This window comes from Cellulomonas sp. GTC20042, from assembly GCF_055389595.1.
The window spans coordinates 1,782,956-1,802,147 of record NZ_AP043678.1 but is presented as its reverse complement, the minus strand read 5'-3'; the positions used below and the strand labels follow the sequence as shown (position 1 = coordinate 1,802,147).

Here is a 19,192-nt window from a genome sequence, read left to right as displayed (position 1 = left end):
CGGAGGGTGAGGCAAGGAGGGGGTGTCAGGCGGTGCCGGTGGTGGCCAGCTCGAGGAAGCGCTCGGCGATCGCGGCCCCCTCGGGCCCGTCGGGGCCCTCCCGGGTGATCACGAGCACGGTGTCGTCCCCGGCGATCGTGCCGAGGATCCCCGGCACCACCGAGTGGTCGATCGCGGAGGCGAGGAACTGCGCCGCGCCCGGCGGTGTGCGCAGCACCACGAGCGACCCGGAGGCCTCGGCGGTGACCAGCAGCTCCCCGCACAGGCGGGCGAGCCGGGCGGCCAGCGCCTCGGCGTCGGCGACCGGCACGGGGGTGCGGTCGCCGCCCTCGCCGGGCACCGCGTAGGCCAGCGCGCCGACGGGGGTGCGGATCTTGACCGCGCGCAGCTCGACCAGGTCGCGGGACAGCGTGGCCTGAGTGACGGTGACGCCCTCGGTGGCCAGCAGGTCGGCGAGCTCGGACTGCGAGTGCACCGGGCGGCGGGACAGCACCGCGCGGATCAGCGCGTGCCGGGCCGCCTTGGTGGCGGGCACCCGGCCGGTGGTGGTGGGGACGTCCTCGGCGCTCATGCGCGCTCCATCAACCAGGTGAGCAGGGCCTTCTGGGCGTGCAGGCGGTTCTCCGCCTCGTCCCAGACCACCGACTGCGGGCCGTCGAGCACCTCGGCGGTGATCTCCTTGCCGCGGTAGGCGGGCAGGCAGTGCAGCACCAGCGCGCCGGGGGCGGCCAGGGCCAGCGCGGCGGCGTCCAGCCGGAACGGCACGAAGGGCTGCTCGCGGTCGGCGGCCTCGTCCTCCTGGCCCATGGAGACCCAGGTGTCGGTGGCCACCGCGTCAGCGCCGGTGACGGCCTCGGCCAGGTCGGAGGTGACCAGCACCGATCCCCCGGTCTGCGCGGCGCGGGCGGTCGCGTCGGCGAGCACCTGGGCGTCGGGGAGGTAGCCCGCCGGGGTGCCGATCCGCACGTGCGTGCCGGCGGTGGCCCCGCCGAGCAGGTAGGAGTGCGCCATGTTGTTGGAGCCGTCGCCGACGTAGGCGAGCGTGCGGCCGCGCAGGGCGTCGACGCTCCCCCAGTGCTGGACCAGGGTGAGCAGGTCGGCGAGCACCTGGCAGGGGTGGAACTCGTCGGTCAGCGAGTTGACCACCGGCACCCCGGCGACGGCGGCCATCTCCTCCAGGCGGGTCTGCGCGTGGGTGCGCCAGACGATCGCGGCAACCTGGCGGCCGAGCACCCGGGCGCTGTCCGCCACCGACTCCCGGACGCCGATCTGCGCGAGCTTGCCGTCGACCATCAGCGGGTAGCCGCCGAGCTCGGCGACCCCGGCCGCGAAGGAGACCTGGGTGCGCAGCGTCGGCTTGTCGAAGATGATCGCGACCGGCTTCGGGCCGTCCAGCGGGCGGCGGGCCAGCCGGTCGGCGCGCAGCACCAGGCCGAGCTCGAGCACCTCGGCCTGCTCGGCCGGGCTCAGGTCGTCGTCCCGCAGGAAGTGCCGCAGGGTGGTGCTGGACATCAGGCCTCCGGGGTGAGGTCGTGCGGGAGATCCGCGAGGAAGGCGGTGAAGGTCGCGGCCTGCTCCCGGGTGAGGATGTACGGCGGGGCCAGGCGGATCGTGCGCGGGTTGCACGGGTTGACGACGAAGCCCGCCGCCAGCGCCCGCGCCGCCACCTGCGGGGCCACGTCGGCGGTGAGCGCGACGCCGATCAGCAGCCCCTCGGCCCGCACCCCGGCGATCAGCGGGTGGCCGAGCGCCTCGATGTCGGCCTTCCACGAGGCGCCGAGGTCACGGACGTGGGCGAGCAGGTCGTCCCGCTCGATCACGCCGATCGTCGCCAGCGCGGCGGCCGAGGCCACCGGGTTGCCGCCGAAGGTGCTGCCGTGCTGACCCCGGCCGAGCAGCGTCGCCGCCCGCTCGCCGTAGGCCACCAGCGCGCCGACCGGGAAGCCGCCGCCGAGGCCCTTGGCCAGCGTGACGGCGTCCGGGTGGATGCCGCCGCCGAGGTGCGGGTGCTGGTGGGCCAGCCACCGGCCGGTGCGGCCCATGCCGGTCTGCACCTCGTCCAGCACCAGCAGGGCGCCGTGCGCGGCGGTGAGCTCGCGGGCCAGCGCCAGGTAGCCGGCGGGCAGCGGGAGCACGCCGGCCTCGCCCTGCACGGGCTCGAGGAAGAGCGCGGCGACCGTGCCACCGGCGCCGTCGGCGAAGGCGGCCTCCAGGGCGGCGGTGTCCCCCGCCGGCAGGAACTCGACCCCGCCGGGCAGCGGCTCGAAGGGCTCGCGGTAGGCCTTCTTGGAGGTGAGCGCGAGGGCACCCATGCTCCGGCCGTGGAAGGCACCCTCCAGCGCGAGGATCCGGGTGCGGGTGCCCGGGCCCTGCGGTCCGTCGTTGTTGCGCCGAGCCATCTTGAAGGCGGCCTCGTTGGCCTCGGTGCCGGAGTTGGTGAGGAAGACCCGCGATCCCTCGGGTGCGTCGGCCAGGGCGATCAGCCGCTCGGCCAGCGCGATCTGGGTCGGGCTGGCGAAGAAGTTCGAGATGTGGCCCAGGGTGCCGAGCTGCGCGGAGATCGCTGCGGTCAGCGTGGGGTGGGCGTGGCCGAGGGCGTTGACCGCGATCCCGCCGAGCAGGTCGAGGTAGCGGGTGCCGTCGGCGTCCCAGACGTAGGCGCCCTCGCCGCGCACCAGCACCCGCTGCGGGGCGCCGAAGGTGTCCATCACGGCGTGGGTGTAGCGCTCGGTCCAGTGGGCGACCGAGTCCGTGCCGGCCAGCGTGGCGGCGGTCTCCTGCTCGGACGGCACGACGTCGGTCACAGCGTCTCCTCGGATGCGGCCCGGTGCTCGGTGGCTGCGCGGTGGGCGGGGACGACCGGCACCGGCCCGGTCGGGGTGCTCGGCACGACCACGCGCGGGATCGGTGCGGTGAACAGCGAGGGCTGCTGCTCCTCGTCGGGCAGCACCATCGTGCCGATGCCGTCGGTGGTGAAGACCTCGACCAGGATCGAGTGCGCGGAGCGCCCGTCGATCACGTGCGCCCGGCCGACGCCGCCCTCGACGGCCCGCCAGCAGGCCTCCATCTTGGGCCGCATGCCGGAGTCGAGCGTCGGCAGCAGCTCGGCGAGCGCCGAGGAGCGGATCCGGCGGACCAGCGAGGTCGTGTCCGGCCACGAGGTGTAGAGGCCCTCGACGTCGGTCAGCACGATCAGCTTGCGGGCGCCGAGGGCCACGGCCAGCGCGGCGGCGGCGGTGTCGGCGTTCACGTTGAGCACCTGGGTCGGGTCCTCGAGATCCGGCGCGACGGTGGAGACCACCGGGATCCGGCCGGCCTCCAGCAGGTCGAGCACGGCGCCGGGGTTGACCTCGACCACGTCGCCGACCAGGCCGACGTCCACCTCGACCCCGTCCACCACGGCGGTCCGCCGCCGGGCGCGGAGCAGGCCGCCGTCCTCGCCGGACAGGCCGACCGCGTAGGGGCCGTGCGCGTTGAGCAGGCCGACCAGCTCGCGGGACACCTGCCCGGTCAGCACCATCCGGACGACGTCCATCGCCTCGGGGGTGGTGACGCGCAGGCCGCCGCGGAACTCGCTGGCGATGCCGAGCCGGTCGAGCATGGCGTTGATCTGCGGGCCGCCGCCGTGCACCACCACCGGGCGAAGGCCGACCTGCCGCAGGAAGACCATGTCCTCGGCGAAGGCGCGCTTGAGGTCCTCGTCGATCATGGCGTTGCCGCCGTACTTGACCACGACGATCGCCCCCGCGAACCGCTGCAGCCAGGGCAGCGCCTCGATCAGCACCTCGGCCTTCTGGTCGGGGCGCAGGTCGGTGCGGGTGTTGAAGACGAAGTCGTCCGGGACGACCGTGGGCTGCTCGCTCATGTGCTGTACGCGCTGTTCTCGTGGACGTAGTCGTGGGTGAGGTCGTTGGTCCACACGGTCGCGGCGGCGTCGCCGGCGTGCAGCTCGATGTCGACGCGCACCTCGCGGGCGGCGGCCAGGTCGACGCCCTCGCGCGGGTCGCCGACACCGCCGGCACGGCAGACCTGCACGCCGTTGATCGCGACGTCGAGCCGGTCGGCGTCGTAGGGGGCGACCTCGGCAGGCACGGTGCCGACGGCGGCGAGCACCCGGCCCCAGTTGGGGTCGTTGCCGAAGACCGCGGCCTTGAACAGGTTGGAGCGGGTGACCGCCCGGGCGACCGCGACGGCGGCCTCCTCGGTGGTGGCACCGGTGACGGTGACCGCGATGTCGTGCGACGCGCCCTCGGCGTCGGCGACCAGCGCGCGGGCCAGATCGGCGGACACGGCGGCGACCGCGGCGGCGAAGGCCTCCGGGTCCGGGGTCACGCCGGAGGCGCCCGAGGCGAGCAGCAGCACCGTGTCGTTGGTGGACATGCAGCCGTCGGAGTCGACCCGGTCGAAGGTGGTGCGGGTGGCCCCGCGCAGCGCGGCGTCCGCCTGCTCGGCGGTGATCACGGCGTCGGTGGTGAGCACCACGAGCATGGTCGCCAGCCCGGGGGCCAGCATGCCGGCGCCCTTGGCCATGCCGCCGACCGACCAGCCGTCACCCTGCGCGGTGGCGGTCTTGGGCACGGTGTCGGTGGTCATGATCGCGGTGGCGGCGTCGGGGCCGCCCTCCGGGGTGAGCGCCGCGGCGGCGCTGTCCACGCCCGCGAGCAGCAGGTCCATCGGCAGCCGCTCGCCGATCAGGCCGGTGGAGCAGACCAGCACGTCGCCCGCCGAGGTGCCGAGCACCTGCGCCACGTGCTCGGCGGTGCGGTGCGCGTCGCCGAAGCCCTCGGGGCCGGTGCACGCGTTGGCGCCGCCGGAGTTGAGCACCACCGCGGTGGCGACGCCGTCCGAGACGGCCTGGCGGGACCAGACCACCGGCGCGGCGACCACGCGGTTGGTGGTGAAGACGCCCGCGGCGACCTGGAGCGGGCCGTCGTTGACGACCAGGGCGAGGTCCGATCGGCCGGAGGCCTTGAGCCCGGCGGTGACGCCCGCGGCGCGGAAGCCGGCGGGGGTGGTGACGCTCACGGGGCGACTCCTTCGGTGCTGAGTCCGGTGGTCTCGGGCAGGCCGAGCGCGAGGTTGAGCGACTGCACGGCGGCGCCGGCGGTGCCCTTGACCAGGTTGTCCAGCGCGGTCACGGTGACGACCCGGCCCGCGTCGGCGTCCACGGCGACCTGCACCAGGGCGGTGTTGGCGCCGGTGGTCATGCCGGTGGTGGGCCACTCCCCCGCGGGCAGCAGCCGGACGAAGGGCTCGTCGGCGTAGGCGGCCTCCCAGGCGGCGCGCACGGCGTCCGGGTCGGTGCCGGGGGCCAGCGGGGCGGTGGTCGTGGCGAGGATGCCGCGGGACATCGGCACCAGCACCGGCGTGAAGGAGATCCGGGTGCCGGCGGCCCCGGCGACGCCGAGGTTCTGCACGATCTCCGGGATGTGCCGGTGGGTGCCGCCGACGGCGTAGGGCTGCGCGGAGCCGAGCGCCTCGGAGGCGAGCAGGTGCGGCTTGAGCGAGCGACCGGCGCCGGAGTAGCCGACGGCCAGCACGGCGACCAGATCGGCCGGGTCGACGATCCCGGCGGCGACGCCCGGCTGCATGCCGAGGGTCACGGCGGTGACGTTGCAGCCCGGGACGGCGATCCGGCGCGCCTGCGCCAGGGCCGCGCGCTGCGCCGCCGGGGTGGTCTCCCCCGCGTGCAGCAGCTCGGGCATGCCGTAGGGCCACGTGCCGGCGTGCTCGGTGCCGTAGTAGCGGGACCAGGCAGCCGGGTCGGTCAGCCGGTGGTCGGCGCCGAGGTCGACCACGACAGCCGGGTCGCCCCGGTCCGCGAGCGCCGCGGCGACCTCGCCGGAGGCCCCGTGCGGGAGGGCGAGCACGACGACGTCGTGGCCGGCCAGCTCGTCGACGGTGGTGGGGGTGAGCACGCGGTCGGCCAGCGCGCGCAGGTGCGGCTGGTGCGGGCCCAGGCGGCTGCCGGCGTTGGCGTGCGCGGTGAGCGCACCGATGGTGGCCTCGGGATGACCGAGCAGCAGGCGGAGGGTCTCGCCACCGGCGTACCCGCTGGCGCCCGCGACCGCGACGGAGAACGACATGTGCATGATCATACAACCGAATGCAGGGTGATGCACTCACGCGGGGTCGTACGTCTCATTGTGCTCCTGCGCGCGGGTGAGCGGGGTCACCTGCGGGAATGCCGGGAGCGGACCGCGCGGTTGCAGCGAGCATGCACGCGATCATCGCCACCGCGCCCGGTGGCCCCGACGTCCTCGACCTGGTCGAGATCGACGATCCGGCCCCGGGCCCCCGCGACCTGCTGGTGCGGACCGCCGCCGCCGGGGTCAACTTCATCGACACCTACCGGCGCAGCGGCGCCTACCTGATGCCCTTCCCGCACGTGGTGGGCTCCGAGGGCACCGGTGAGGTGGTGGCCGTGGGCCGCGACGTCACGGACTTCGCCGTCGGCGACCGGGTGGCCTGGGCCGACGCGCCCTCGTCCTACGCGGAGCTGGTGGTGGTGCCGCAGATCTTCGCGCTGCGGGTGCCCGAGGGCGTCAGCGCCGAGGTGGCCGCCGCGCTCCCGCTCCAGGGGATGACCGCGCACTACCTGGTGACCTCGACCTTCCCGGTGCAGCCGGGCCAGGACGTGCTGGTGCACGCCGGGGCCGGTGGGGTCGGCCTGCTGCTCACCCAGCTCGCGGTCGCGCGCGGGGCACGGGTGATCACCACGGTCAGCACCCCGGAGAAGGAGGCGCTGTCCCGCGCCGCCGGGGCCGCCGACGTGATCCGCTACTCCGAGCTGCGGGACCTGACCGAGGAGCTGCCGGCGATCGTGCGCGGCCTGACCGGCGGCGCCGGGGTGCACACCGTCTTCGACGGGGTCGGCAAGAGCACCTTCGACGCCTCGCTGGCGTCCCTGCGCCCGCGCGGCGGCCTCGCCCTGTTCGGCGCCTCCTCCGGGCCGGTGCCGCCGGTGGACCCGCAGCGGCTCAACGCCGCCGGGTCGGTCTTCCTCACCCGCCCGACCCTCGGCCACCACACCGCCACCCGCGAGGAGCTGACCTGGCGCGCGGGCGAGCTGTTCGACGCGGTGGCCGCCGGCACGCTCGACGTACGGATCGGCGCGACCTACCCGCTGGCCGACGCCGAGCTCGCGCACCTGGCCCTGGAGGGCCGCACCACCACCGGCAAGGTGGTCCTGATCCCATGAGCACGTTCCCCTTCCCCACCGCCCCGGAGGCTTCCTTGCAGGTCGAGATCTGGTCCGACATCGCGTGCCCGTGGTGCTACATCGGCAAGCGCCGGTTCGCCGCCGCACTGGCCGAGTTCCCGCAGCGCGACAAGGTCGAGGTGACCTGGCGGTCCTTCGAGCTGCAGCCGGAGGCCGAGCCGTCCTCCGCGCACCCCGGCATGACCGAGCGCGAGCTGCTGTCCCGGATGAAGGGCATGCCGGTCGAGCAGGTGGACCGGATGTTCGCGCAGGTGACCGAGGTCGCCGCGGGTGTGGGCCTGGCCTACGACTTCGACACCGTCGTGCCGGCGAACACCTTCGACGCGCACCGCCTGGTGCACATCGCTGCTTCTTTGCTCGGTGACGCGCCGGACGCACGCGCCACGATCGGCGATCTGATGGAGCGCCTGATGAGCGCGCACTTCGAGCACGGCCGCGTGGTGGACGACGTCGAGGTGCTGGCCGACGTCGCCGCCGAGGCCGGGCTGGACCGGCACGCCGTGCTGGCCGCGCTGGCCACCGACGAGGGCGCCGGGGCGGTGCGCGCCGACGAGGCCGAGGCGGCCGCGCTGGGCGTGACCGGGGTGCCGTTCTTCGTGGTGGACCGGCGGCTGGCCGTGTCCGGGGCGCAGCCGGTGGAGGTGTTCCGCCAGCTGCTCACCCAGGGCTGGGCCGACGGGCACCCGCTGATCACCGTGCCCGGCGCGGCCGACGCGGAGGCGTGCGGGCCCGAGGGCTGCTGAGGCCGGACGCACGACGGCCCGGGTGGGGATCGCTCCCCGCCCGGGCCGTCGTGCTTCTCAGGCGGCTACTTCTTGACCGTCACCGTGACCGGTGCGCTGGTGCTGCCCGCCACCACGTCCGGGGCGGAGGGCACGAAGGTGGCCGTGTACTGGTGCACCCCGACCGACGCCTTGCGGGGCACGGTGTCGAGCGCGAGGCCCAGCACCACCCGCGAGCGCCCGATCACCGTGTCGCCCTCACGGAACTCCACGGTGCCGGAGGGGAACCAGGTGCCGTCCACGTGGACGGTGGCGATCAGCACCGCGGGCAGCCAGGTGTTGTACGACTGGCTGGACCGGGTGGTGATCAGGTGCGTGCTGGACGCCGTGAGGTCCGGACCCTCCGGAGCGGCCACCGTGAGCGGCAGCGTGACCGTGGTGCCCGAGGGCGCCGCGACCAGCGTGAGGGTGCGCGCACCCTCGGCGGTGGCCGCCGGGACGGTGACGGCGACCGTCGCCGCACCGGCGGTGACCGTGGCGCTGCCGATCGAGGTGCCGTCGAGCTGCACGTCGAGGGCGGTGTTCTGCGGCGCGCCCAGGCTGGTCAGGTCCAGCCCGGTGACGTCGAAGGACAGCTCCTCGCCCGCGGTGACCTCCTCCGGCAGCGCCGGCACGCCGACCGCCCGCTCGGCGAAGTCCGGGGTCAGCCCCGGGTGCGTCTCGAGGTAGGTGATCCACGCGTCCCGGTCGATCAGACCCGAGTCGGTGGTGCCGGTGCCCTCGCTGAACACCCGGAAGTTGTCCCCGCCCTGCGCCAGGAAGGAGAACGTGCCGACCCGGTAGGACGCGGCCGGGTCGATCGGTGCGCCGTCCACCGTGACCGAGGTGATCCGGCTGCCCAGGGGCTGCGTCTCGTCGTAGGTGTACGTGACGTTGTCCGACAGGCCGAGCTGGAGGTACGGCCGCGACGGGATGGTGCCGTCGGCGTTGGTCTGCCACTGCTGCTCGAGCATCGTGATCACCTGGTCACCGGTGAGGCTGGTGGTCCAGAGGTTGTTCACGAACGGCAGCACCGCATTGGCCTCGGCGTAGGTGATGGTCCCGTCCGGGGCGTAGAGCAGCTCGGCGCGCAGACCGCCGGGGTTGACCACGCCGATCTGGGCACCGCCACGATCGGCGGAGGCCAGGGTCTCCAGCAGCGCGTCGGCCACCAGGTTGCCCAGCGTGGACTCCTTGGACCGGTCGTCCCGGGTGCCGCCGGCGTAGGTGCCGCCGGTGCCCGTGTAGCCGCCGCCCGCGAAGGCGGTGGTGATGTCGGCGGTCACCGAGCCCTTGGGCTGGCTGCCGACCACGTCGGCCGCGGCGATGGCGGCGTCCACGATCGACTTGACCTCCGCGACCCGCGGGTACGCGGCGACCAGGGCGGCCTGGAACTCGGCCGGGGTCTGGCCGGCGGCCGGGGCGATCCGGGCGACGTTCGAGCCCGCGAGCGCGGAGACGGCGTCGGTGGCCGGGTCGTAGGTCAGCGTCACCTTGCCGATGTTCTCGCCGTAGGAGCCGGTCTGCACGATCGGCCGGGTCCACTCGCTGCTCGTGTCCTCGGACGCGGGGCCGTACCAGGCGTACTGCTTGTGGGTGTGGCCGGTGAAGATCACGTCCACGTCGGCCGAGGTCAGCGTGGCGATCTCCGAGAAGGCACCGCCGGCGGCGATCTCCTCCTCCAGGGTCGCACCGTCCGGCGTGCCCGCACCGGCGCCCTCGTGGTACTCGGCCACGATCACGTCGGCCTCGCCGTTGGACTCATCGCCGTCGGTGAGCTGGGCCGCCACGCGGTTGACCGCCTCGACCGGGTCACCGAAGTCCAGGTCGGCGATGCCGCCCGGGGTGACCAGCGTCGGGGTCTCCTGGGTGACGACGCCGATCACGCCGACGGTGATCCCGCCGGCCTCGACCAGCGCGTACTCGTCGAGGGCCGGGTCCTGCGTGCCCTTGGCGTAGACGTTCGCGCCCAGGTACGGGAACTCGGCGTTGGAGCCGCCCGCGATCACCCGGTCGATCAGGTCCGAGTACCCGCGGTCGAACTCGTGGTTGCCCACCGCCGAGGCGGCCAGGTCCAGCGCGTTCAGCACGTCGATCGCCGGCTGGTCCTCGGCCACCGCGGAGGCGAACAGCGAGGCGCCGATGTTGTCGCCGGCGGACAGGAACACCGCCGCGCCCCCGGCCTGCTCGGCCGCCGCGCGCTGCTGCTCGACGGTCCCGGCGAAGGCGACGGTGTTCGCGTCGATCCGGCCGTGGAAGTCGTTGATGTTGAGCAGCGTGAGGTCCACCGGGCCCTCGGGCGTCGTCTCGCCCGCGGACAGCCCCACCAGCACCGGGTCGTGGTCCGAGGAGCGGTAGGCGTCGTCGGCGTAGAACAGCGTGCCGTGGGTGTTGTAGCGGCTGTACTCCAGCGCCACCGACTCCCCGGCGTTGATGTTCCAGATGTCCGCACCGGTGGCCCGGCCCAGCGCCGCCTCGTTCAGCAGCACGTGGTCCAGCGACCCGGACAGGCCGGAGAAGGAGTAGGAGTACTCCCCCGGGTCCAGCGCGGTCGCGGCGTCGGTGTAGCCCGCCGCGTACAGCAGCTGCAGCGGGTCCTCGGCGGTGTACGAGTTGAAGTCGCCGAGCAGGGCGACCGCCTCGACGTCACCGGCAGCGGTGGGCACCCAGTCGCGCAGCGCCTCGGCCTGACGGACCCGGGACTCGTTGGACGCGCCCTGGCCGTCACCGGCGTCGACGTCGCCCGGCCACGGCCCGGCGGATCCCTTGGACTTGAGGTGGTTGACCACGACGAACAGCTCCTCGCCGCCGCCGACGGGGGCGAAGGTCTGGCCGATCGGCTCGCGGGCGTTGCCGAAGGCCTGCTCGTCACCGGACTGGTCGCCCAGCGCGCGGGCCTCGCCGACCGTCTCGACGGCGGCGGGGCGGTAGATCAGCGCGTTGGTGATCGTGTCCTGCTGGTCGGTGGCCGGCAGGTCGGTCGAGGAGGGCACGTAGGCCCAGGTGCCGGCGCCGGCGTCCGCGTTCAGCGCCTCGGTCAGGGTGGCGAGCGCCTCGTCGGCCACGCCGTCCACCACCGCGGAGTTCTCGATCTCCATCAGGCCGACCACGTCGGCGTCCAGGGCGTTGATCGCCGCGACGATCTTGTCCTGCTGGCGCTGGAGGTCGTCCGGGTCCCAGGCGCCGCGCTGCGCGCAGCCCTCGCGCACGGTGACCGGGTCACCGGTGCGGTCGGTGTACGCCACGCAGGAGGCGGTGTCCGCGCCCAGGGTGGTGAAGTAGTTGAGCACGTTGAAGGACGCCACGGTGACGTCGGCGTCGCCGAGGCCCTCCGGGGCGGCCGTGCGGTCGTCCGCGAAGGTGACCGGCGAGGTGCTCGGGTCGGCGGGGTCGACCGGCAGGGTGGGGCTGAGCTTCCACGCGCTGTTGCGGTAGTCGACGACCACCGGCGCGGTGAAGGTGGCCTGCGCGCCCACGCGCACCGGGTTCTCCAGCGAGACGTACGGCGGGGTGAGCCCGCTGTTCGCCGCTGAGAGGAAGTTGGTGGAGGCGCCGTCGTCCAGCGTCACCGCGCGGGCGGTGTTGTCGGCGGCGGCCGCGGCGTTCTCCGGCGTGCCGGGTGCGGCCACCTCGGTCGGCTGGACCAGCGGCTCGGCACCCACCGCGAGGCCGACCTCGCCGTACTGGTTGGTGGTGTAGGTGTTGCTCACCGTGAGGTCGCCCGAGGGCAGGTAGAGCATCGACTCCAGCGTCTCGCGGGCGGCGTCGACACCGGGCCACGTGGCGGTCACCGGCAGCACCGGCGGGTAGTCCTGGTCGAGCACGGTCAGACCGGCCGCGGCGGTCACGGTGATCTCGGTGAGGCCCTGGTACTCGGACACGGCGCCGGTGACCTGCACCAGGTCGCCGATCTGCACCGATCCCACGGTGGCCTGCGAGAACACGAAGACCGCGTCCGAGGCGGTGCGGGCGCCCAGGTCGGCGTCGCCGCCGGTGCCCGGGGTCTGGATCACGTAGCCGCGGTAGCCGCCGGTGGCGTACACCGCCGTCACCGCACCGGTGGTGGTGACGGTCTGACCGGCCAGCGGGGAGGCCGCCCCCGTCCCCTGGATCTCCGCGATCGTGCTGGTGTCCTCCACCGCGACCGCCGGCGCGGCGGCAGCCAGCGGTGCCACCACCAACGCCCCCGCGGCGGCCAGGCCGACCGCCCATCTGCCTCTTGCCCGTGCTACGACGCTCACGACATCTCCGTTCGCCCAGATCGTCACATGGCTGTGTCATGCAGGTCACACAGCCGCTTGACAGTATGGGCGGAATGTCCGGATAGGCAACCAGGTCAGGGCGACGGGCGGGCGTCCACGCGGTGAACTCCGGCCCGTGCCCGATCCTTGAGACCCCGATCCCGCGGTCCGGACGAGTGATCCCCCGATCGGCCGCGTCTCGCCCGGGCGCAGGAGGGGCGCTCGGGCGCTGCGGACCGGATCCGAGGGACGCACCGGCCTTCGGTGAGCGTGCACGAACGCAGGCTTCAGCGCACCGGAAGCCTGCGTTGGTGCACGCTCGACGCGCGGGCGCGGAGAGAGCGGGCGCCGGGCCCGCACGCTGGACGGCCCCGGGCGCTGCCCGCGCGGGAGCAGCGGCCGGGGCCGTCGAGGGTGGTGCGTCAGGCGCGCAGCGTCGCGCCGAACCGGCGGTGCGCCTCGGCGACCACCGCCTCGCGCACACCCGCGGTCTCCTCCGCGGTCAGCGTGCGGTCGGCGGCGCGCAGCCGCAGCGCGAAGGCCAGCGACCGCTGACCCGCGCCGACCTGCTCGCCGGTGTAGACGTCGAACAGCTCGGCGCTCTCCAGCACCTCGCCCGCCGGGCTCGCGGCGGCACCGGCCCGCACGGCGTCCAGCACGTCCGCCGCCGGCACGGAGGCCTCGACCACCAGGGCCACGTCCTCCTTGGCGACCGGGAAGGTCGACACCTCACGGGCCACCACCGGCGCCTGCGGGGCGGCGGCCAGCAGCGCGGTCAGGTCGACCTCGAAGGCGCAGGCACGCGCCGGCAGGCCGAGCGTCGCGACCACCTTCGGGTGCAGCTCGCCGGCATGGCCGACGACGACGCCCTCGGCGGTCTCCACGCGGGCGCAGCGGCCCGGGTGGAACGGCGCGGTCACCTGGTCGGCGACCAGCCGGATCTCCACGCCCAGCGTCTCCGCGATCGTGCGGACGGCCGCCACCGCGTCGGTGTGGTCGGCCACCCGGCCCGGCCCCCACCAGCCCGCGGGCTCGCGCAGCCCGGTCAGCACACCGGCGACGTGCCGGGGCTGCTCGGGCACGGCGGCGTCCAGCGCCGCCAGCGTCTCGGCGGAGGGGCGCTGCGCCACCGGCGGCACCGGGGCGACGGGGGCGCCGGAGCGCGGGCGGGTGACCGCACCGATCTCCGAGATCGCCAGGTCCGTGGTGCCGCGCGAGACGTTGCGCCGGGCGGTGTCGAGCAGCGTGACCAGCAGGCTGCTGCGCAGGAACGGCTGCTCCTCGGACAGCGGGTTCGCCAGCCGGACCATCGCGCGCCGCGCGTCGTCGGCGGGCAGCGCGAGGGCGTCGAGCTGCGCGGTCGAGACGAACGGGTACGACAGCGTCTCCACCCAGCCCGCACCGGCCAGCGCCTGCGCCACCGCGCGACGACGACGCTGGTCGACGGTCAGGCCGAGGCCCACCGGCGAGCGCGGCACCACCGAGGGGATCAGGTCGTAGCCGTGCAGCCGCGCGACCTCCTCGACCAGGTCCACGCCGACGGTCAGGTCCGGCCGCCAGGACGGCACCGTGACCTGCAGGACGTCGTCGGTGACCGGGCCGAGGGTGCAGCCGATCATCGTGAGGTAGCCGGACACGGCCTCCGCGTCCAGGTCCAGCCCGATCAGCCGGGACGGCAGGGACAGCGGCAGCGCGACCGTGCGCGGGCCGGCGGTGCGGTCCACGTCGGTCACCACGGCCTCGGCGGTGCCACCGCCGTGCTCGACCAGCAGCGCCACCACCCGCGCGACCGCGACCCGCGGCAGCAGCGGGTCGACACCGCGCTCGAAGCGCTTGGACGCCTCGGAGGGCAGCTTGTGCCGACGGGCGGTGCGGGCGATCGTCACCGGGTCGAAGTGCGCGGCCTCGATCAGCAGATCGGTCGTCGCCTCGGAGACCTCGCTGTCGGCGCCGCCCATCACCCCGGCCAGGCCGAGCACGCGCGAGGCGTCCGGACCATCGGTGATCAGCAGGTCCTCGGCGTCCAGCGCACGGTCCGTGCCGTCCAGCGTGGTCAGCCGCTCGCCGGCGCGGGCCCGCCGCACCACGATCGGGGCGCTGAGCGTCGCCAGGTCGTAGGCGTGCAGCGGCTGCCCGAGGTCGAGCATCACGTAGTTCGTGACGTCCACCGCGAGCGAGATCGGCCGCATGCCCGCCTGCGTGAGGCGCTGCTGCATCCAGGACGGCGAGGGCGCCGAGGCGCGCACGCCCCGCACCACGCGGGCGACAAACCGGTCCGCGCCGGGCACGCCGTGGATCGGCGCCTCGTCCCGGATCTCGACGGCGAAGCCGTCACCGGCCTCTCCCAGGTCCAGGTCGGCGGTCGGCAGGCCACGGTCGGTGAACGTCGCACCCGTGGAGTGCGCGAACTCGCGGGCCACGCCGCGCATCGCGAAGCAGTAGCCGCGGTCCGGGGTCACGTTGATCTCCAGGACCTCCTCGCCGAGCCCGAGCAGCTCGCGCGCGTCGGTGCCCGGGGCGGCGTCGATCCCGATCTCGGCCAGCACGATGATCCCGGCGTGGTCCTCGCCCAGCCCGAGCTCACGGGCCGAGCAGATCATCCCGTCGGAGACGTGGCCGTAGGTCTTGCGCGAGGCGATGGCGAACGGCCCCGGCAGCACCGCGCCCGGCAGCGCGACGACCACGTGGTCGCCCACGTCGAAGTTGTGCGCACCGCAGACGATCCCGCGCGGCTCCGCCTCGCCGACGTCCACCTGGCACCAGTTGATCGTCTTGCCGTTCTTCTGCGGCTCCGGCAGGCGCTCGACCACCCGGCCGACGACCAGCGGACCGGTCACGGCCGCGGGGTGCACGGCCTCCTCCTCGAGACCGACCTTCACCAGGTCGACCGCGAGCTGCTCGGCCGACAGGCCGACGGGGAGCTCGACGTGCTCGCCGAGCCAGGTCAGAGGGATGCGAGGCATCAGATCACCGCCCGGAACTGGGTGGAGAAGCGCACGTCGCCCTCCACCATGTCGTGCATGTCCGCGATCTCGTGACGGAGCATGAGCGTGCGCTCGATGCCCATCCCGAACGCGAAGCCGGAGTAGACCTCGGGGTCGATCCCGGCCGCGAGCAGCACGTTCGGGTTGACCATGCCGCAGCCGCCCCACTCGATCCAGCCGGCCCCGCCCTTCTTCTGCGGGAACCAGAGGTCCATCTCCGCGGAGGGCTCGGTGAACGGGAAGAACGACGGGCGCAGCCGCGTGCGGGCCTCGGGGCCGAACATCGCCTTCGCGAAGTGGTCCAGCGTGCCCTTGAGGTGCGCCATCGTCAGGCCCTTGTCGACCGCCAGGCCCTCGACCTGGTGGAACACCGGGGTGTGCGTGGCGTCGAGCTCGTCGGTGCGGAACACCCGGCCCGGGCACGCGATGTACACCGGCAGGTCGCGCTGGAGCAGGCTGCGCGCCTGCACCGGCGAGGTGTGCGTGCGCAGCACCAGGTGCGGGTCCGGCTCGCCCTCGCCCGGGGCCACGTAGAACGTGTCCTGCATCTGGCGCGCGGGGTGGTCCGGGCCGAAGTTCAGCGCGTCGAAGTTGAACCACTCGGCCTCGACCTCGGGGCCCTCGGCGATCTCCCAGCCCATCGCGACGAAGACGTCCGCCACGCGCTCCTGCAGCAGCTCCAGCGGGTGCCGGGCGCCGACCGGACGGCGACCGGTCGGCAGCGTGACGTCCACGGCCTCCTCGACCAGCACGCGCGCGTCACGCTCGGCCTCGAGCTCGGTCAGGCGCGCGGCCAGCGCGGCGTTCAGGCGGCCACGGGCCTGGCCGACGGTGCGACCGGCGACGCCCTTGTCCGCGGGCGCGAGGCCGCCGATCTGCCGGTTCGCGACCGCCAGCGGGCTCTGCTCGCCGGTGTGCGCCAGGCGCGCGGTCTTCAGGGCGTCCAGGTCGCCGGCGGCGGCGACGGCGGACAGCGCCTCGGTGAGGGCGTGCTCGACACCGGCGGCGTCGAGCGGGGACAGGGGTGGTGCGTCAGGCGTGGACATCCGGACCTTCCAGGCGGGAGGGGTGGCCGGCCGACTCGACGCGCCGACCAGCAGGGCAGTCTAGTGGCGCCCGCTCCCAGGGCTGAGGTCCGCCCGCCGGTCAGGACGGGAGGGTCCGCGCGTCAGCGACGCTGCCCGGGAACGGGCCCGGGAAATCGGCGCGCGGCGGAGGTCATGCCGCCATCGTGCCACACGGGGGCGGCGCGGCGGGCCGGGGGTCGGCGCGCGGGCGAGCAGGCGGACCGGGCGAGCAGGGCCGCGCGATCGGGCGCGCTCGGACGATCAGCCGTCCGCGCCCGTGCCCGCGCCGCCGAGCGGCCACCGGCCGAGGTGCTCGTACAGCGGGCCGCCGGCACGCCCCTCCCCCGGCCGCGACGCGGTGAGCACGAGCTCGTCCACCGGCCAGGTCGGTCCTCGGTACACCGCCAGCGCGTGCACCAGCAGGTCGGCAGGGTCCGGGCCGGCGGCACGACGGGCGCGGGACCGTCGACGATCCGGGCCGCCCGGCGTCGCCCGGCCGAGGGTCAGGTGCGGACGGGAGCGCACCCGCTCGTCCTGCCGGGCACCGACCTCGTCACCGGCTTCCCGGCACGCCGCGACCAGGTCGTGCACCGCGTCGACCTCCCCGCCGACCCCGGTCCACAGCGTGCGGTGCGCGAACACCCCGGCGCCGGTCAGGTGCAGCGCGAACGGGTCGGCGCCTGTCGCGACCCGCTCCAGCGACGCCGCCAGGTCCTCGACCCGCCCGTCACCGAGGTCGCCGTAGAACGCCAGGGTGACGTGCCAGCACTCCGCCGCCGACCAGCGCACGCCGTCCTCGCCCCGCCCGGGCGCGATCACCGGGTCGACGCCGACCGCGGACACCAGCGTGGACCTCAGGTGCTCGGACACCTCCGGGGACGGCCACAGACCGGCGAAGACACGCATCGGGCCAGCATGCCACCGGGATCGACGCGGGTCCGGACGGATCGTGCGTCACCGACCGGAGCGCACCTCGGCGGAAGGACCGCGGGCCGCGCGCACCCGGGACGAGGCGACCCGACCGCCGAACGGCCGGCACGCAGCGCGCCGGGCCGGTCAGCGGTGCGCGCGCGAGGAGGCGTAGAGGCAGACCGCCGCCGCGGTGCCGAGGTTGAGCGACTCGGCGCGCCCGCGCAGCGGCACCCGCACCACCGCGTCAGCACGATCGGCGTCCTCGGCGGGCAGCCCCCACGCCTCGTTGCCGAACATCCACGCCGTCGGCGCCCGCAGGTCGGGGGCCGCGCCACCGTCCCCGGCGCCATCGGCAGCCGCCGCACCGCGCACGGCCGCGTCCTGGAGGTCGTCCAGGTCGTGCTCCCCCGTGCCGTCGGCGGCCAGCACGGCCAGACCGGCGGCGTGCAGGGCGTCCACCGCCTCGGCGACCTGCACCCCGGTCACGACGGGCAGGTGGAACAGCGAGCCGACGGTGGACCGCACGACCTTGGGGTTCGTCACCTCGACGGAGTCCCCCGCGAGCACCACGGCGTCGGCACCGGCGGCGTCGGCCACCCGGATCACCGTGCCCGCGTTGCCCGGGTCGCGCACCTGCGCCAGCACCGCCACCAGCCGCGGACGGGTCGCCAGCACGTCGTCCAGCGCCTCGGCCCCCAGCGGGCCGACCGCCGCCACCGACGCCGGCGGTGCCGCGACGGCGAGCACGCCCTGCGCGTCCGGCGACATGGCCGTCAGCACCGCGTCCTCGCCGAGGTGCACGTGCAGCCGCGCCGCCTCGGCGTCCGCGACGATCTCGGCGTAGCGCTCCGCGGCCTCCGGGGTCAGGTACACGTCGAGCACCTGCTCCGGCGCCCAGCGCACGATCTCGCGCACCGCCTGCGGTCCCTCGACCAGGTAGCGCCCCGCCCGCCGCCGTGCCGACCGCGCGGACAGCCCGCGCACCGCCTTGACCCGGTCCGCGTGCGGGTTGGTCAGCAGCCCCGAGCCGGGCCTCTCAGCGCTCATGGTGAGCCATCCTCCCATCGCCCACGCCCCGCGGGCCGCACACCCCACTCGCCGAGAGGACAGCTCTTGTCGCCTCCGGGCGCGCTGAAGCGACAACTGCTGTCCGCTCGGCGCAAGCGCGCACGGCCCCGGACGCACGAGACCCCCGGGAGCCACGGGGGCTCACGGGGGTCTCGGGACGCGGGCGCGGACGGGGCCGTGCTCGCGGGGTGCTGTCCCGGAAGGGATCAGGCGGCGGCGCGGGGCGCGTTGACGTCGGCCGGCAGCGCGTCCTTCGCGGCCTGGACCAGGACGTTGAACGCCGGGGCGTCGTTGACGGCCATGTCGGCGAGGACGCGACGGTCCACCTCGATGCCGGCCAGCTTGAGGCCCTGGATCAGGCGGTTGTAGGTCATGCCCTGCTCACGCGCCGCAGCGTTGATCCGCTGGATCCACAGCTTGCGGAAGTCGCCCTTGCGGACCTTGCGGTCACGGTAGGCGTAGACGAGGGAGTGGGTGACCTGCTCCTTGGCCTTGCGGTACAGGCGCGAACGCTGACCGCGGTAGCCGCTGGCGCGCTCGAGAGTTGCCCGGCGCTTCTTCTGGGCGTTGACCGCCCGCTTCACGCGTGCCACGTGATGCTCCTTGCGTAGTCAGGGCTCAGCCGGCCCCGTGGCGCCCCGAGAGGCGCCGACGGGTCACTTGCCGAGCAGCTTCTTGATCTTGGGGGCGTCGGCCGCGGAGACGACCTGGTCGGCGGCGAGGCGACGCGTGCGGCGGCTCGACTTGTGCTCCAGCAGGTGACGGGCGTTCGCCTGCTCGCGCATGACCTTGCCGCTGCCGGTGACCCGGAAGCGCTTCTTCGCACCGGAGTGCGTCTTGTTCTTCGGCATGGCTGCCGCTCTCTCCTTGTCGTCGCGTCGCGCTCTCGCGTGACTCGTCCGTCCGGGCCCGGTGGGACCCGTCCGTGATGGTGCTG

15 protein-coding genes are annotated in these 19,192 nt (G+C 74.6%); 2 read left to right on the top strand and 13 right to left on the bottom strand.

Annotation, left to right across the window (positions count from 1 at the left end; genetic code table 11):
- Window positions 1-25: 25 nt before the first annotated feature.
- Genes ACZ5HG_RS08265 through argC form a run of 6 tightly spaced genes read right to left on the bottom strand, consistent with a single transcriptional unit; the run spans window position 26 to window position 6,092 of the window.
- A complete protein-coding gene (locus ACZ5HG_RS08265; RefSeq protein ID WP_464181721.1) occupies window positions 26-571 on the bottom strand; it encodes an arginine repressor in 546 nt (181 codons plus the stop codon).
- Entirely contained in the window at window positions 568-1,512 is a 945-nt protein-coding gene (argF, locus tag ACZ5HG_RS08260) for an ornithine carbamoyltransferase (protein ID WP_464181720.1), read from the bottom strand. Before argF ends, ACZ5HG_RS08265 begins: the two co-directional genes overlap by 4 nt.
- Complete coding sequence (locus ACZ5HG_RS08255; protein ID WP_464181719.1) at window positions 1,512-2,804, bottom strand: acetylornithine transaminase; 1,293 nt, start codon at window positions 2,802-2,804, stop codon at window positions 1,512-1,514. Before ACZ5HG_RS08255 ends, argF begins: the two co-directional genes overlap by 1 nt.
- Window positions 2,801-3,865 (bottom strand): acetylglutamate kinase, encoded by a 1,065-nt coding sequence (gene argB, locus ACZ5HG_RS08250; RefSeq protein WP_464181717.1) that lies wholly within the window; start codon window positions 3,863-3,865, stop codon window positions 2,801-2,803. The genes ACZ5HG_RS08255 and argB overlap by 4 nt, the downstream gene beginning before the upstream one ends.
- Window positions 3,862-5,025 (bottom strand): bifunctional glutamate N-acetyltransferase/amino-acid acetyltransferase ArgJ, encoded by a 1,164-nt coding sequence (gene argJ / locus ACZ5HG_RS08245; protein WP_464181716.1) that lies wholly within the window; start codon window positions 5,023-5,025, stop codon window positions 3,862-3,864. Before argJ ends, argB begins: the two co-directional genes overlap by 4 nt.
- A complete protein-coding gene (gene argC / locus ACZ5HG_RS08240; RefSeq protein ID WP_464182125.1) occupies window positions 5,022-6,092 on the bottom strand; it encodes an N-acetyl-gamma-glutamyl-phosphate reductase in 1,071 nt (356 codons plus the stop codon). The genes argJ and argC overlap by 4 nt, the downstream gene beginning before the upstream one ends.
- A 125-nt stretch (window positions 6,093-6,217) precedes the next feature.
- Here argC and ACZ5HG_RS08235 point away from each other — a divergent pair, with 125 nt between their 5' ends.
- Complete coding sequence (locus ACZ5HG_RS08235) at window positions 6,218-7,201, top strand: quinone oxidoreductase family protein (RefSeq protein ID WP_464181715.1); 984 nt, start codon at window positions 6,218-6,220, stop codon at window positions 7,199-7,201.
- Window positions 7,198-7,965 (top strand): DsbA family oxidoreductase, encoded by a 768-nt coding sequence (locus ACZ5HG_RS08230; protein WP_464181714.1) that lies wholly within the window; start codon window positions 7,198-7,200, stop codon window positions 7,963-7,965. The genes ACZ5HG_RS08235 and ACZ5HG_RS08230 overlap by 4 nt, the downstream gene beginning before the upstream one ends.
- Window positions 7,966-8,030: 65 nt before the next feature.
- Here the strand turns inward: ACZ5HG_RS08230 and ACZ5HG_RS08225 are convergent, their stop codons facing one another.
- From ACZ5HG_RS08225 to rpmI, 7 genes are all read right to left on the bottom strand, one after another.
- Complete coding sequence (locus ACZ5HG_RS08225) at window positions 8,031-12,161, bottom strand: ExeM/NucH family extracellular endonuclease (protein WP_464181713.1); 4,131 nt, start codon at window positions 12,159-12,161, stop codon at window positions 8,031-8,033.
- Between the two features lie 485 nt (window positions 12,162-12,646).
- Complete coding sequence (gene pheT / locus ACZ5HG_RS08220; protein ID WP_464181711.1) at window positions 12,647-15,187, bottom strand: phenylalanine--tRNA ligase subunit beta; 2,541 nt, start codon at window positions 15,185-15,187, stop codon at window positions 12,647-12,649.
- Entirely contained in the window at window positions 15,187-16,254 is a 1,068-nt protein-coding gene (pheS, locus tag ACZ5HG_RS08215) for a phenylalanine--tRNA ligase subunit alpha (RefSeq protein ID WP_464181710.1), read from the bottom strand. Before pheS ends, pheT begins: the two co-directional genes overlap by 1 nt.
- 282 nt (window positions 16,255-16,536) lie before the next feature.
- The gene (gene thpR / locus ACZ5HG_RS08210) at window positions 16,537-17,181 is read right to left on the bottom strand and encodes an RNA 2',3'-cyclic phosphodiesterase (RefSeq protein WP_464181709.1); all 645 of its coding nucleotides are present in this window, start codon (window positions 17,179-17,181) and stop codon (window positions 16,537-16,539) included.
- A 150-nt stretch (window positions 17,182-17,331) separates the two neighbouring features.
- Window positions 17,332-18,234, bottom strand: coding sequence for a TrmH family RNA methyltransferase (locus ACZ5HG_RS08205; protein WP_464181708.1), 903 nt, complete (start codon window positions 18,232-18,234; stop codon window positions 17,332-17,334).
- 227 nt (window positions 18,235-18,461) lie between these two features.
- Entirely contained in the window at window positions 18,462-18,848 is a 387-nt protein-coding gene (gene rplT / locus ACZ5HG_RS08200) for a 50S ribosomal protein L20 (RefSeq protein WP_464181707.1), read from the bottom strand.
- Window positions 18,849-18,911: 63 nt separating this feature from the next.
- Window positions 18,912-19,106 carry a 50S ribosomal protein L35 gene (gene rpmI / locus ACZ5HG_RS08195; RefSeq protein WP_464181706.1) on the bottom strand — a complete coding sequence of 65 codons (195 nt, stop codon included), beginning with the start codon at window positions 19,104-19,106 and terminating at the stop codon, window positions 18,912-18,914.
- Window positions 19,107-19,192: the final 86 nt, after the last annotated feature.